This window comes from Anaerotruncus sp. 80 (genome assembly GCF_009936115.1).
GTDB lineage: Bacteria > Bacillota > Clostridia > Peptostreptococcales > Anaerovoracaceae > Senimuribacter > Senimuribacter intestinalis.
The window spans coordinates 1-14,232 of sequence record NZ_QWES01000030.1; the positions used below are offsets into that span (position 1 = coordinate 1).

Genomic DNA, 14,232 nt, shown 5'->3' on the forward strand with positions numbered 1-14,232 from the left:
TATGTGTTTTTTAGGAATCCTTTTGGGACATTTTCTCTTGCGCTTTCTTAAGACATTATCACTTTTGGAGCAGAAAAAATATCTGAAAATGGAAAAAAACAGTTGACGCTTTCAGAAAATTGGTGTATAAAAATAGTGAGTCGACTCACTATTTGTGTTTTTATTGATGAACTATTTGGAGGATAGTGATGAAAAAAGAAATGAATGCACCGAATTTGGCGGGAAGTGAGCGAGAATTTAGCTTTCGTGCGATATTTTTCGGCGTTTTAATCGGCCTTCTTTTGATGGCCTTAATGATGTATTTGGATGCAGTGCTGGGGCTTGATACAGATGTAGCCGTTGTAGCATCCATGATTGGTGTAATTTTAATTCCTCTCTTTGGCGGTCCAACAAACAGGAGGGAAGTCAATCTAATGCAGACCTGCGCAACAGCAACCACCCTTTCTGCCTACTCACTGACGGGCAATGTGGTACCAATGCTTCTGATGGGTGAGGAACTGAGATTGCTGCCAACCTTTGTTATACTGCTTCTTGCAGATGTTATGGGAATTTGCTTTGTATCAATTCTGCGTGATCAGTTTGTTTATGATGAAAATCTGCCGTTTCCAGGTGCAGTTATGTGTACTACTGCAATGGATCAAATTGACACTAAAGATAAGTCTTCTACAAAGATTTTGGCAGGGGCAGTCGTGGTTGGATTGATTGTATCTTTCCTGCAGAATATGGAGTATATACCATGGATGATTAGCTTTACATCTTGGCTGCCTGTGAAAGGTATGACTTTGGAAATGCTGATTATGCCTCTGACGCTTGGTATGGGCTATGTGCTGGGTGCAAAGATTGCACTGTGCATGCTGGCAGCTAACTTGCTGGTTTGTCTCGTTGAAGGTCCAGTGGGAACTAGTTTAGGTTGGTTTGACAATCCTGCGGAAGACTATTTTACAGGAATCCAGGATTTCAATCTGCCGATTGCGGTAGGTACAGCGCTGTTTGCTGCATTGATTCCGATTTTAAAACAGTGGAGAACCTTTGCTGCGGCTTTCAATCTTAAGAAAGAAACAGGACAGAAAACGGAGCGAGATTACTCGATGAAATCTGTACTTGTGCTTCTTGTTGTAACATCCATTGCTTTGACAGCATTTTGCAATATCTACTATGGCATCAGCATACTCCATCTGGCAATTTGCATTGTAATCAGCCTTCTCTTTGCAATGATTGCAGTGCGTGTATTTGCAGAATCAGGTCTCAGTGCGGGTCTGGCACTGAATATAACGATGATTGTCATTGCTTACATGCTTACAAAAAATGGCATTTTCTCTATGCTCCTCGCATTTATGAATTTTAATATGTTCATACTTGCACAGGATACGATGTACGATATGAAAATCGGGCAGATGGTTAGCGCATCACCGAAGAAGCAGATTAAGGCACAGCTGATTGGTGTTTTCTTTGGCTGTATTGCTGGGGTTTTCCTGTTTTATGGGATTATTCAGGTATTTGGACTGGACGGCGATTTATTTACGTTTCCATTTGGAAATATGTACTATTCTATTATTTCAGGCATCTCAGAAGGTGGTGCAACCAGTCTGTTCAATCCGATGCGCTTTGCTATGGGAGCAGGATTGGGTACGCTGTTTACCTTCGTTGGTCTTCCTGCAGGCGGCATTGCACTGGCTCTTTATCTGGCGCCGAGGACCATCATGGGCGTTGCACTTGGCGGCGTGATTCGCTGGATTATTGAAAAAACAAAAGGAAATGATTTTGCTGAAAAAATGGATAATGCAGCAACAGGGCTGGTAATAGGTGACGCAGTTGTCTGCGTAATTATGGTAATCATATCTATTGCAGCATAAGGAAGAAGGGAAACTATGTTTGATATACTGATTCAAAACGGTCTGATTTGTGACGGAACAGGGAAGCCTTCCTATCAGGCAGACATTGGAATTACGGGAGATAAAATTACATATATTGGAAATTCAGAAAACAAAACCGCAGCAAAAATCATTGATGCGGCAGGAAAAATTATAACGCCGGGATTTATCGATCCCCACACTCATGTGGACTGGTCGGTGCTTTCTGAGCCTGCCATGGAGCCGTATCTGAAGCAGGGTGTAACTACTGTGGTGACAGGCAATTGCGGCTACAGTCTGGCACCACAGGGGACGGAAACTCTGTATTATTCCGATAGAAATGAAGCATTTCTTGAGGAAGCAGGTGCATCGGATGAAGATTTGAATCCAGTCATCTTCGAGAAAGAAAAAGGTGCGGCTGCATTGAAGCACCAGTTTGGAATTGATCTGGACTGGACGATCTTTGAGGAATTTTCCGCAAAGTGTGATAGCCTGCCGCTGGGTTGTAATATGGCACCCCTTGTAGGTCATAGCGCAGTGCGTACCGCAGTGATGGGCATGGACTGCAAGCGGAAGGCAACCGAAGAAGAGATTGCTGCCATGAAAGCCGAGGTAAAGGCAGCCATGGAAGCAGGTGCTTTCGGTATGTCAACGGGCAGAGACCCTCTTTATCTGCCGGGACCTTATGCGGATGATGAAGAAATCAGACAACTATTAAAACCGGTTTCAGATTATGACGGTGTGTTTGCCAGTCATACCTATAATTATAACGGCGGAGGAGAAGCCGACCGCATAGGGGGCTATAGAGAAATGTTCAGACAGGCAGAAGGCATGAAGCTGAAACTTCAGGTTTCCCATGTCCATGTAATGGGTATGGCGGTTGACAGTGAAAGTGCAGTACAGGCAACAAAAGATACTCTTGCTTGTTTTGACGAGGCGAAGGCAGCAGGGGTGGACTTGACCTACGATGTAATTCCTTCCCCAACCTGCTCGGACTTTACTTTGGATTCCTTCGGATATTTCATAAAACCCCTTGTAAAAAAGGCGGGTACGTTAGCACAGCTAGCCGAACGGTTAATGGAGCCGGAGTTTTTTAAGGAAACGAAGCAGATGATTGCAGACGGACAGCTGCCGGCCCTTGATGCAGAGGGAGAAAGCGCATGGCTTCCTGAATTTACCATTACAAGGCATAAAAATCCGGCGTACAAAGGGAAGATGATTCCTGCTATCGCAAAAGAGCTGGGCATGGAGATGGCAGATGCGATGCTTACCGTTCTTTCAGAGGATCCCAAGACGGTTGCAGACTTAGTCTCTCCGGAGTTCTCTGCGTCTGTGGATATGCTGTGCGCAAGACCCGAAGCGATGCCTTGCTCTGACGGCGCAAGCTATGCGAAGGAAACCAACTTGACGGGGAATCCTGAAATTGCAGTATACCCGAACAGCATGAATGTGGGTTATATTCCAAGATATTTAACCAGATACGGAAAAGGCGCAGACGGCGCCTTTGAGAACGCAGTGCGGATGGCAAGCGGCTTTGTGGCAGAGAGATTTGACATTGCCGGTCGCGGCGTAATTTGCGAAGGTAATTTTGCGGATCTTGTAATCATAGATCGTGCGCAGCTGCGCAGTTTTGATGAGGAAGAAAATCCGCTGCAGGATCCTGAGGGAATCGATTCTGTGCTGGTAAATGGTCAGATTGTTTTGGAAGACGGAAAGCTTGCAGGAAACGGTGCAGGCAGAGTACTTCGGAAAGGAGAAAAGTAATATGGACAGCAGAATTGAAAAACTTTCAGTCCAGCTTACCGAGTATGCGGTGGACCTAAAGAAAGGGGAAAAAGTGCTGATTGCATATGATGGAAAAGAGACGCTTCCGCTGGTGCAGCAGCTGATTCGGGATGCTTATCGGCTGGGGGCAATGCCCTTTGTAGAAGAGCGTAACGATAGAGTGCTTCGCGAGCTTCTGATGGGCGCTAGCCAGTCCCAGCTTAGGATTCAGTGCAGTGCAGAGCTTACCCGGATGAAAGAAATGGACGCTTATATCAGTGTTCGCGGCGGCGATAATATTACCGAGCTTTCCGATGTGCCGGCTGATAAACTTAAGCTGTACGGCAGAATGATGCAGCCTGTCCTTGACCGGCGTCTTAACCACACCAAGTGGGTCGTTTCCCGCTACCCGAATCCTTCTATGGCGCAGCTTTCGGGGAAAAGTCTGGCGGCATTTGAAGATTTTTATTTTCAGGTATGTAACATGGATTATCAGCGTATGAGTAAAGCGATGGATGCTTTGGTTGATATGATGAACAGGACAGATCGGGTGCGCCTTGTGGGTCCGGGAACGGATTTGACTTTTTCTATTAAGGACATTCCGGCGATAAAATGTGACGGTAAAATGAACATTCCTGATGGTGAGGTCTATACTGCACCGGTAAGAGATTCGATGAACGGAGTTATTACATACAATGCACCCAGCGAAATGCAAGGGTTCGTCTACGAAAATGTTCGTTTTGAAATTGAAAATGGACGTATTGTCGATGCACAGGCTAATGATACGGCGCGCATTAACGAGTATTTGGACAGTGATGAAGGCGCACGATATTTCGGCGAGTTTGCTATCGGCGTAAATCCGTTTATTCTGGAGCCGATGAAGGACATTCTCTTTGACGAAAAAATCTGCGGCAGTATTCACTTAACGCCGGGAATGGCATATGAGGATGCAGATAACGGAAATCGTTCTTCCGTGCATTGGGATTTGGTGCTGATTCAAAGACTGGAGTACGGCGGCGGAGAAATCTGGTTTGATGATAGACTGGTTCGAAAGGACGGATTGTTTGTGGTAGAGGAACTGCTGGCGCTGAATCCGGGTGAACTGATAGGGCACAGCCACCCTTTTTCATGTTAAATTTGTAAGATGGCTTGAAGTTGTGCAGATCACGCTAAATCAGCTTGATTCGCACAACTTTTAGGCTTTCTGGGCTGACGAAGTTGTGCAGGTAACCGTAAATCAGAATTACTTTGCACAACTTTCGAGTGTTGATTCGATATGAAGTTGTGCGGTTGACCCTGAATAAGATTGGTTTGCAAAACTTTAAGCGTTTCTTCAGAGGTAAAGTTTTGCAGCAGTTACGGAATTGATTTAATTTGCACAACTTTAAGATATGGATGGGAGACAAAGTTGTGCAAAAGATCTTCAAATTGATGAATCTGTATAACTTTAATAATTTCAGGGATAGCCTGCGAAGACGAAACGATTACTGGAAAATACTTTCTCCAGCTACTTTTTCATGAATCAAAATGGAGCTGCGTACTAATAATGATTTTCTGTTCATGCAGGCAGCTCCGTTTAAGTAGTTTCTTATTGCCAAAGAATAGACAGGCTTCCGGGGATCCACCCGAAGCAAAGCTTCGAGGAAGGGGGTTATTTTTTAAGTGCAAGTCCGTCTTTGAAAGCCTCGCCGACTCTCTCGGTTACTTTGTAATAGCCGTGGGTATAAGGGTCGAAAGCGATAGCGTTTACCAAAGACATATCGATTTTACCGTCCACAAGGACTTTTTCATCGGCGGTGACATTTACGACTTTGCCGATTACGCCGCAGCCATATTCGTTGTTCTGATATTCGATGAACTCACATTCCAGACAGAGGGGAAATTCGTTGATAACCGGCGCATCTACTGTTTCGGCTTTGCTTGCAGTAAGTCCGCTGTTTTTAAACTTATCAGCAGTGTTGTTGCCGGATACAACGCCGAAATAGTCAGCTTCTACAACATGTTCTGCATCGGCGATGCTGACAGTAAAAGCGCCTCTGGCTTTGATATCTTTTACTGTCTTATGACCCTCTGACAGGACAAGCGCTACATTTCCGCGCTCCTGCATAGTACCCCAGGCAGCATTCATGACATTGACACTGCCATCTTCATTGTAAGCTGCTACCATTAAAACCGGCATTGGGAAAATGCCTTCTGTTATATTCAGTTTTTTTCTCATCATCGTCACCTCATTTTTTGAATTGACAGGATTTGTGCCTGTATATATAATTATATTGATTAATTTAAAAAATACAAGTACTGTCTTTTTTGAAATGTACTAGCGTAAAGGAAAGCATAAAATGATAAAAAATTATATTGAAAAAGCAAATTTTGAAGATACAGGATTTAGTTATACTCTGTCGCTGATTTCCGGCAAGCACAAGATGGTCATTCTTTATTGCCTGATGGAATTTGAGATTGTGAGATTTAATGAGCTGAAGCGATATCTGAAACATATTTCGGACAAAACCCTCAGCACCAATCTGAAAGAACTGGAACGTGATCGACTGATTGTCAGAACAGAGTATCCACAAATTCCGCCGAAAGTTGAGTACCGATTAAGTGAAAGAGGAGAATCCCTGATGAGGGTTTTAGATCAGTTGTGTGTTTGGGGAGAAGCGAATAGATAAAGAAAAACGCTTCGGGTAAAGATCTGCCCAAAGCGTTTTTATATGGCTTAAATCAGCTCTTCCGCGCTGATTTGAAAGACCTCATTTGACTTTTCAATTTGTTCTGCCTGCTCTTTGTTTACCAACGTGACGAAGCCGTAGATTCTGAGACCGTTTTCTTCAACATAGTCGGCAGCTGCAGACAGTTCTTCTGGATATATCTCTAACATTTTACAGAACGCTTCTCTAGATGCAAGGTAACGAAGTTGACTGGTAAAGTGAGACCGCACGGTGCTTTCTTTATCTATATCTATGCCTTTGTCCGTGTCGAAGAACAGGTTCGGATAGGCGTCTCTGTCCCAACCCATAGCTGCACCGTATAGGAAATCGTAATAAAAACCTAGATTTTGTGGAGGGCCAGATGCACGTGTGCACGGCGCACACCATAGAAGCCCCGGAATTTCCTCCTTCTTTGTCCACGCAATGAAGTCTTCGTAAGGCATTTGCCGATTCAGCGTGACAAAGACGACGTATTTGTCTGCTGGGTTCATGGAGACGGTAAGATAATCGACAGGGTCTGTCAGTTCTGAAAGTGGTTGATCTGTCACATAGGAATCTCTGGTTTCAGAAAGAATTTCGCTCCAGCCGAAGATATTCATATGTGGTCTACGTAGAACATTATTGTTATAAAGGGTTAGTCGCCCTTTTTCAATTTTTCCAGAGATGTCAGAGAAACGTCCGTTGTAGGAGATACTTTGTGGGATATTGATGTCGTAGTTACCGTATCCCCGGTCGGTCACGTTGACTACATCGCGGTAATAGCCAGGCAGCATCAGACTGGTGTAAATTGCCATATCCAATTCTATCTGCTTGGTAGTTCTGTATTCCTCCTCACCGATGATTTTTCCTGGATTGTAATAAAACAGGGATACAATCTGTGGCAGCGCAAACTGGATGAAGAGTATCATAATCAGCGCCATCACCAGTATGATTACGCCCAGCTTTCGGAAGGCTTTTCTAATAGAACGATTGATGACCTTTACAAAATCCTCAGAGTCGGACAATGTTCTTTCTTTCAAAAAATCCTCTGACAGGCTGAGATCAAAGACTTCTTCGACTTCTAAAAGGTAGTCGGTGATGGCCTCCTGACGTTCAATATCGGTGCGAACTTTTTCCGCCTCTTGTTCCGTCAATTCGCCTTTTTTATATAATTCGAGTAGTTCACGATATCTCATTTTTCTTCCTCCATATGGGTTTTCAGTTCTTTTCTGGCTCGTACAGCTGCCATGCGCACAGCTGACGGAGTCATTGCCAGTACAGTGCCTATTTCCTTGTGGGATAGCTGGCCGAAGTACTGCATGATTAAAATTTCCCTTGATCTCGCGGAAAGCCGCTGCAGGTTTTTATAGAGCAGCTTGTACTGTTCCTGCTGCAAAATGATTTCCAGCGGCTCTGCGCTTTTTTTCGCTGCAGGGTCAGTTGTCATGTTCTCATACCTTCCTGCTTTTTTTATTGCATTATAGGTCAGGTTTCTTGCTACCAGGTAAAGCCAGGCACGCATATTGGTATGACCGTCTGGCAGAGCCAGAATGGCTTTTAAAAAAGTTTCCTGCAGCAGATCTTCCGTCGCATGCTTGTCTTTACAGATGGAATAAATATACAGGTATAGCTCTCTCTCGTATTTGCGGTAAAGCTGCTCCAGCACCTTGCTGTCCATGACATTTGCGCACCTCCTTTCGGCAGTATTTTGTTCTCTTTACATATATAACAATTGTGCAGTGGAAATGCAACAAGAAATTGTCTCGTTTTGACCTATTGCCATTTATGTATAGTATATATTTGAAAATATTGTATTGCAAAAAAATAATCACAAGGATATAATGAAATAGGAGTTAGCTTTGCGAAAAGGAAATCCAAAGTCTCTCCAGATTATAATTAAAAACAAAATATAAAGAAACCATTTTGTGTTCTTCCTTGTGCGTACCACAGGGGAGCTAAGAGGGAAGCAAGTGAGAGCCTTGCGCGGACCCGCCACTGTAATTGGATTGTTTTTACCACTGGTGAAGAGCCACCCACTGGGGAGACCTGGGAAGGGAAAGAAAAACGATAATCCATGAGCCAGGAGACCTGCATGAGATGAGGATTCCGCGGCGAGGTAACCGTAAGAATCCAGAGTTTAGATACAGTAAATGCGGACTGTAGGCAAAGAGCCTGCAGTTTTTTTGTGGGCAGAAATGTAGAAAGGAAGAACACATGAAGAAAAACGAAACAGTAAAGAAATTTTCTGCCATTCTTCTAAGTATCGTCATGGTACTTTGCATGATGCCGTCTATGGCATTTGCTGCGGAAGCAGATGTGCAGACAGGAAATGTACAGATTACTGTGCCGGCGGATGCAAAAGTATTTGTTGGCACGAAGGAAAAACACTTCAAGCCGTTTATAGAGCAGGAGACTATTGGTGAAGTGCCGGCTGAGGAAGGGCTGAAGACGGTATCCTATAATCTGCCGGCAAACAAGGATTACAATTTCAGAATCAGTGGGAAAGGCTATGTGACTTATACCGGAAAATTCAAGTCACCGGCAGCGTCCAAAGATCCGTATATCTTAAATGTTTCTGAAAGCGATTTGAAGCCGGAAGGAAAAAACGCTAAAACCGTCGATAAAGCTTCAACTTCAAATAAGAATTACAACATGGCAGACATTTATCTGAACATCAATCCCGCAGGCTATCTGAAGTTGAAGAAAAACGATGAATACCAGATCGTATCTCTGAGAAACTGGGAGGCAGTAGACACCCTTACAAATAATTACTTTATTGAGCCGGACTATCACTATGAGGCTGTCAACTTTGACGGAACACCAAGTGATGTGGTATCCGTATCAGAAAGTGGAAAAGTGACTGCGCAGAAGGAAGGTACTGCAGTGGTACTTGTAACCTATGACGCTTTTAATAATATTTCTGCGGTTGGCGGTCCGTTCTTTGGTGCAATCTGGCCGGAAAATACAGGTGTGTTTGTAGTATCTGTAGGATCATCTGATAGTACGGTCAGTGTCAACGCTAAGGTAAATACCGAGACGAACGCAACCGTCAGCAATGGAAAACTCGCAGGGGATGACTTGGATGCGGAGCTGGATATCATTTACTATCTGACAGAGATGACTGATGCTGCCGGGGAAAAAACAGTTTATGATGATGCTCATGGAAGCTATACATTTACACCGACAGGTGAAGTTGCTTCTGTAGAGGTGGCAAATCCTAATTATGCTGGCGGAAAGCTGAACTATGGTGGGTTTGTGCCAGCTGAAAGAAATGCAGACGGCAGTTATACTGTAAAGTTGGTCGAAGGCAGAAATATTGTGAAGGTCAGCGACGGAACTGCCTGTGATTATCAGGTGGTTTCTGCGAAAGGTGTCAAAGCAGCGGTTACCAACAAGACTACGCCGGGCAAGGCGTTAGTGGCAGGCGACCAGTTTGCAATCAGTTTCGATACATTGTATCATCCTGTCAATAAGCTAGCGGGAATTTATAATATGTCAGCAGCGGTAATCTATCAGACTGTAGAAGGAATGGAAGGTAAAACCGTTGGAGGAACCGCAGCACAGTACAATTTTGCAGCTAATGCCAAAGCGCAGACTATGGAAAATCAGGTTAGCATTACAAAGACTACGTTCTTTGGCAGCACTAACTATAGCCTGAAAAAGGGCGATGCAGCAGCTATTCCGGCGGATTATACAAAAGACACACTGACTGTATCCCAAGGGGGTCTTTTCACTTTTGGATTTGGAAGCAGTTACGGCGCACACAGAGAAATTACCTATGAAGTAGGCGCTTCTCCAAACTTTACCGCAGTCAGTCAGACAGCATATTTTGGAATTTTGCCGGATATTACCTTGCAGGTCGAAAAAGCTGACGCTGCCGGCGACATCGAAATCGTTGAAGTGGTTACGCAGCCGAAAAAAACAGCATACTTTGAGGGCGAGTCCTTTGATGGGGAAGGTATGAGTCTGAAAGTCACTTATGCAGACGGCACAGAGAGAACTGTAACAGGCGGTTACAGCGTGACGCCTTCTGTTATGGAGAAGGGTACACAGAAAGTAATGGTCAGCCTGGGAGGAAAAATCGTAGAAGTACCGGTAACTGTAACACCTTTGGAAGTGACAAAGATTGAAATTACAAAAGCGCCTTCAAAGACGGCGTATATCGCAGGAGAATATTTTAACCCGTCTGGTATGGTTGTAAGTGCAGTATATAACAGTGGAAAGAAAGAAGAAATTACAGACTATACTTATGAAGCTGCACCTCTTACAAAAGATGTAACCGGTGTGACAATTTCTTATCAGGAAAAGACTGTGGAACAGCAGATTACTGTAGCTGAACAGCAAATTTCTGCGCCTGAGGATAACAAGATAAAAGTCACCTTTACTCTGCTCGGTGATGAGAAGCACGGCGAGGACGGCGTTTCACATACTTATAAAAAGGGTACAATCGACCGGGAATGGATTTCTGCTATGGAAGTGACTGTGGATAAGGACGCAACGGTTCTGGATGTGATTGAAAAAGCCTTGAGTATCAAGGGAATGGGATTTTCCAACAGCACCGGCAACTACATCAGTGCCATCAACGGTCTTGCCGAGTTTGACAACGGACCGAACTCTGGCTGGATGTATACGGTTAATGGTGTATATGTAAAAAACGGTGTTGCAGAGCAGGTCATCAAAGACGGTGATGTAATCCTATTCCATTATACAGATGACTATACAAAGGAAAGGGCTTCCGCAGGATGGATTGAGCCGCCTGCAGATGATGAGCCGGGAACGGATATTGACGATCCGAACACGCCGCTTTCTCCAGGCCCTGAAGCAGTAAAGGGAAAGGTTGGTGCGATGAAACTAACCGCTTGCTCAGAAAGAACCAGCAAGAAGAATGTGAAAGTCACTGTAAAAGCAGATAAGGCTACGGAGACAGCTGTTAAAGAACTGGAAGAGATGGGCTATACTGTAAAATACAGATATTACCGTTCTACAAAGAAAGCGTCCGGCTATAAGGCAGCGTTAACAAAGAAAGCAAAAACTTATACCAATACTACCGGAAAGAAAGGGCAGATGTACTACTACAAAGTCCAGCTCAGAGTCTATGATAAAGATGGGAAGCTGGTTGCAAAGACAGCGCTGAAACAGTGCAGATACGCAAACAGACTTTGGACAAAGAAATAGCTGAGATGAAGAGGATGTCTCAAATAAAATGAGACATCCTCTTTGCGTATGCACCATTTAAGGCAAAGTTGATTTTGAGACAGACCTGGCTCTTTTCTAATACCATCTTACCATAGGCAGATCGTTGTTTACGCCTTTAGACATAAGAATCTGGTGAAGATCAGTGATTCCGTTGTGAAATGTGGCTGCACAGGAGGACAGATACATCTCCCACATGCGGACGAACCGTTCTCCGAACATCTTCTGAACTTCTTCTATATGGTCGCGAAAATTCTTTTCCCAGCATAACAGAGTGCGGTTGTAGTGATTGCGCAGATTTTCTATATCCAGTGTATGAAAATCATCTTCCGCCATACAGGTCAGCATTTCTCGGAGACTTGGCACGACACCGCCGGGAAAGATGTATTTTTTTATCCACGGATCGCCAGGAAATTCTTTCAGCGCACTGATAAAGTGAAGCAGAAATAATCCGCCTGGTTTCAGCACATGTGCGGCACAATCGATAAACTGTTGATAATTACCGCGTCCCACGTGTTCTACCATACCGACGCTGACAATGCGGTCAAACTGCAGATTGGACTTCTCAAGATCCCGATAGTCCATCAGTCTGACATCCAGCAGGTCCGAAAGTCCTTCTGCCTCAATTCGCCGCTTAAATTCGTCATACTGTTCCTGACTGAGTGTAATCCCCATGCCGCGTACACCGTATTTCTTTGCCGCCCTGATCAAAAGAAATCCCCAGCCGCAGCCGATATCCAGAAGTCGCATGCCTTCCTTCAGGCATAGTTTTTCCAGAATGTAATCGACTTTGTTGACCTGTGCCTGATAGAGACTGTCGTTAGCGCATCGAAAATAGCCGCAGGAATAACTCATCGTTTCGTCAAGCCATAATTTATAAAAATCATTGCCGATATCGTAATGACTTTTGACCTCTTTTTCCTGATTCTTTTTTGATCTGGATGGGAAGATTAGCTTTTTCAGTGCGTTGTGATCGGTGGAAAACTTTCCGATTTGTCCAAGGAAAAGATCAAGCGCTTCATAAAGACTGCCCTCAACTTCCAGATTGCCGTCCATGTATGCTTCACCTAGTGCCAAAGAAGTACTGGTAGACAGATCGCCTAATGGAATCATTTTATGAAATTTTACGGCAAAGGCAGGATTCCCATCTCCGATCTGATACTCTTTTTTTCCCATTTTTATGGTGAAAGGACAAGCATCAAACTTCTTTAAAAACTGTATCATAACATTTTCTTTCAGCATTTTATACCTCCTGATGTGTTTCGCTTATAACAGTATTCCACCTGGTTTTAGGGATTATAACATATTTTAGAAAATAGCAGGTGGTTTGCAGGGGGCACGGCAAGGTCGCTATCGCCGCAATGATTTAACTTAAAACAGGTGTTTTTAGAAAAAAGTGTATAAGAAGGAGGTGGGATTCTTAACCGAAAATCAAAAAATGCTAAAAAAATGTATAAACATATTTGAGACGATTTAATTAGCAGTTGTTCTTGCGAGGATTTATTCTTGCTATATTACTGAAATCTTGCGTTTTTTGTAAGAATTTTATAAAACTATTCCACATCTTGCATAAATTGCAAGGCATATAAAATGGCAAGGCGAATCTTTTATACACTTTTTTAAAAAAATGGCAATTTAGGTTAAATCGCTCTTTTGCTGCGTCTGTAGGTAAGATAAAATTGAATATTGCGTCGAAAAATGGTAAACTATGAATAAATAGTAAGATACCGAAATGAAGCACATTGGATTGGAGGAACTAAGATGGAAGTATTAGGGCTGATTGTGGATTATGTGGGTATCGTGCTGGGAATTATATGAGGAGAGAAAATATCAATTCCTCTTATAGGCGTTAGTAAAGATTTACCCAGCAGTATTACAGGAATTAACAAACATAGGCGCAATGACTAATTCTCCTAAAATGCAATAAAAAGAGCGAGTCGTCTGGTAACTAGAGGGACTCGCTCTTTTAATGTAATTACACAACCATCTGCACAAAATTGATGAATAGTTTTGCACCGTAGAATACGATGATTGCGCCGCAGATGATATTGATAATGCGAAGCACTTTGTCGTTGAATTTGGCGCTGAACAGAGCTAAGATTGTAGAGATGCCGAAAAACCACACAAAGGATGATAAATTGACACCCAGAATAAACTCCGCTACATGCTCTTTCGGCAGGGTAGTTCGAAATGCGCCGAGTAGCATGGTGCCGTCGATGATTGCCTGGGGATTGAACCAGGTAACAACGCATGCGCTGGAAATCACCTTCAAAATCGGAATATCGACTTTGGTGGAGGTATCCATACTGTCCTTTGCTCGTAGAAGACCGATTCCAATCCACATGACAATTAGACTGCCTGCGCCGAGGACAATCATCTGCAGCCACTCAAAAGCTGACATAATGGCGCCGATGCCGAAAAAGCAGGCTAATGCCAGCGTAACATCAAAAAACGTGACAATTAGAGCAGTCAGATAGACACGGCTCTTTTTTTGTGTCAGTGCAGTGTTGATAACAAAGAGATTCTGTAGACCAATGGGTGCTACATAGGCAAGTCCGATGGTAAATCCTTGTAAAAAAAGTGGCATAAAAAAACTCCTTCTAAGTTAATATCAATAAAATCATACCACAGAAAACTGCCTTTGTAACCCACCAAGACGGGAAAAAAGAGACCAACCAAGTTTCTGTTTGGTTGGTCTTATTTTTCTAACATGGTTGTTTCAGAAAAAACAGGCGGTG

General features: G+C 43.6%; 10 protein-coding genes and 1 riboswitch. Of the genes, 5 read left to right on the forward strand and 5 right to left on the reverse strand.

Annotated elements, in window-relative coordinates; genetic code table 11:
• The first annotated feature begins 188 nt into the window (after positions 1-188).
• The 3 genes from D1155_RS13350 to D1155_RS13360 are packed head-to-tail and all read left to right on the forward strand — an operon-like array spanning position 189 to position 4,749.
• Positions 189-1,853, forward strand: a complete 1,665-nt coding sequence (locus D1155_RS13350; RefSeq protein WP_160202916.1) for an OPT/YSL family transporter — start codon at positions 189-191, stop codon at positions 1,851-1,853.
• Between the two features lie 15 nt (positions 1,854-1,868).
• Positions 1,869-3,614 (forward strand): amidohydrolase family protein, encoded by a 1,746-nt coding sequence (locus D1155_RS13355; RefSeq protein WP_160202917.1) that lies wholly within the window; start codon positions 1,869-1,871, stop codon positions 3,612-3,614.
• A 1-nt stretch (position 3,615) separates the two neighbouring features.
• Positions 3,616-4,749 (forward strand): aminopeptidase, encoded by a 1,134-nt coding sequence (locus tag D1155_RS13360; RefSeq protein WP_160202918.1) that lies wholly within the window; start codon positions 3,616-3,618, stop codon positions 4,747-4,749.
• Positions 4,750-5,265: 516 nt separating this feature from the next.
• Here D1155_RS13360 and D1155_RS13365 read toward each other — a convergent pair.
• Positions 5,266-5,832 (reverse strand): flavin reductase, encoded by a 567-nt coding sequence (locus tag D1155_RS13365; protein ID WP_160202949.1) that lies wholly within the window; start codon positions 5,830-5,832, stop codon positions 5,266-5,268.
• Positions 5,833-5,953: 121 nt separating this feature from the next.
• On the opposite strand from D1155_RS13365, the gene D1155_RS13370 reads away from it, so the two are divergent.
• Positions 5,954-6,283 carry a helix-turn-helix domain-containing protein gene (locus D1155_RS13370; RefSeq protein ID WP_160202919.1) on the forward strand — a complete coding sequence of 110 codons (330 nt, stop codon included), beginning with the start codon at positions 5,954-5,956 and terminating at the stop codon, positions 6,281-6,283.
• Positions 6,284-6,330: 47 nt separating this feature from the next.
• Here the strand turns inward: D1155_RS13370 and D1155_RS13375 are convergent, their stop codons facing one another.
• Positions 6,331-7,497, reverse strand: coding sequence for an anti sigma factor C-terminal domain-containing protein (locus D1155_RS13375; RefSeq protein ID WP_160202920.1), 1,167 nt, complete (start codon positions 7,495-7,497; stop codon positions 6,331-6,333).
• Positions 7,494-7,979: an RNA polymerase sigma factor gene (locus D1155_RS13380; protein ID WP_160202921.1), complete on the reverse strand. Its 486-nt coding sequence runs from the start codon at positions 7,977-7,979 to the stop codon at positions 7,494-7,496. Before D1155_RS13380 ends, D1155_RS13375 begins: the two co-directional genes overlap by 4 nt.
• 230 nt (positions 7,980-8,209) lie before the next feature.
• Positions 8,210-8,412: riboswitch (cobalamin riboswitch) on the forward strand.
• 103 nt (positions 8,413-8,515) lie between these two features.
• On the opposite strand from D1155_RS13380, the gene D1155_RS13385 reads away from it, so the two are divergent.
• A complete protein-coding gene (locus tag D1155_RS13385) occupies positions 8,516-11,476 on the forward strand; it encodes a DUF4430 domain-containing protein (RefSeq protein WP_160202922.1) in 2,961 nt (986 codons plus the stop codon).
• 96 nt (positions 11,477-11,572) lie between these two features.
• On the opposite strand, the gene D1155_RS13390 is transcribed toward D1155_RS13385, so the two are convergent.
• Both D1155_RS13390 and D1155_RS13395 read right to left on the reverse strand, forming a co-directional pair.
• Positions 11,573-12,736 carry a cyclopropane-fatty-acyl-phospholipid synthase family protein gene (locus tag D1155_RS13390; protein ID WP_160202923.1) on the reverse strand — a complete coding sequence of 388 codons (1,164 nt, stop codon included), beginning with the start codon at positions 12,734-12,736 and terminating at the stop codon, positions 11,573-11,575.
• Positions 12,737-13,469: 733 nt separating this feature from the next.
• Positions 13,470-14,081, reverse strand: a complete 612-nt coding sequence (locus D1155_RS13395) for a LysE family transporter (protein ID WP_160202924.1) — start codon at positions 14,079-14,081, stop codon at positions 13,470-13,472.
• Positions 14,082-14,232 lie beyond the last annotated feature (151 nt).

Excerpts from the sequence above, each read along its gene's own strand:
- D1155_RS13350 (WP_160202916.1), top strand. The coding sequence starts at position 189 with ATGAAAAAAGAAATGAATGCACCGAATTTGGCGGGAAGTGAGCGAGAA.
- D1155_RS13355 (WP_160202917.1), top strand. The coding sequence starts at position 1,869 with ATGTTTGATATACTGATTCAAAACGGTCTGATTTGTGACGGAACAGGG.
- D1155_RS13360 (WP_160202918.1), top strand. The coding sequence starts at position 3,616 with ATGGACAGCAGAATTGAAAAACTTTCAGTCCAGCTTACCGAGTATGCG.
- D1155_RS13365 (WP_160202949.1), bottom strand. The coding sequence starts at position 5,832 with ATGAGAAAAAAACTGAATATAACAGAAGGCATTTTCCCAATGCCGGTT.
- D1155_RS13370 (WP_160202919.1), top strand. The coding sequence starts at position 5,954 with ATGATAAAAAATTATATTGAAAAAGCAAATTTTGAAGATACAGGATTT.
- D1155_RS13375 (WP_160202920.1), bottom strand. The coding sequence starts at position 7,497 with ATGAGATATCGTGAACTACTCGAATTATATAAAAAAGGCGAATTGACG.
- D1155_RS13380 (WP_160202921.1), bottom strand. The coding sequence starts at position 7,979 with ATGGACAGCAAGGTGCTGGAGCAGCTTTACCGCAAATACGAGAGAGAG.
- D1155_RS13385 (WP_160202922.1), top strand. The coding sequence starts at position 8,516 with ATGAAGAAAAACGAAACAGTAAAGAAATTTTCTGCCATTCTTCTAAGT.
- D1155_RS13390 (WP_160202923.1), bottom strand. The coding sequence starts at position 12,736 with ATGCTGAAAGAAAATGTTATGATACAGTTTTTAAAGAAGTTTGATGCT.
- D1155_RS13395 (WP_160202924.1), bottom strand. The coding sequence starts at position 14,081 with ATGCCACTTTTTTTACAAGGATTTACCATCGGACTTGCCTATGTAGCA.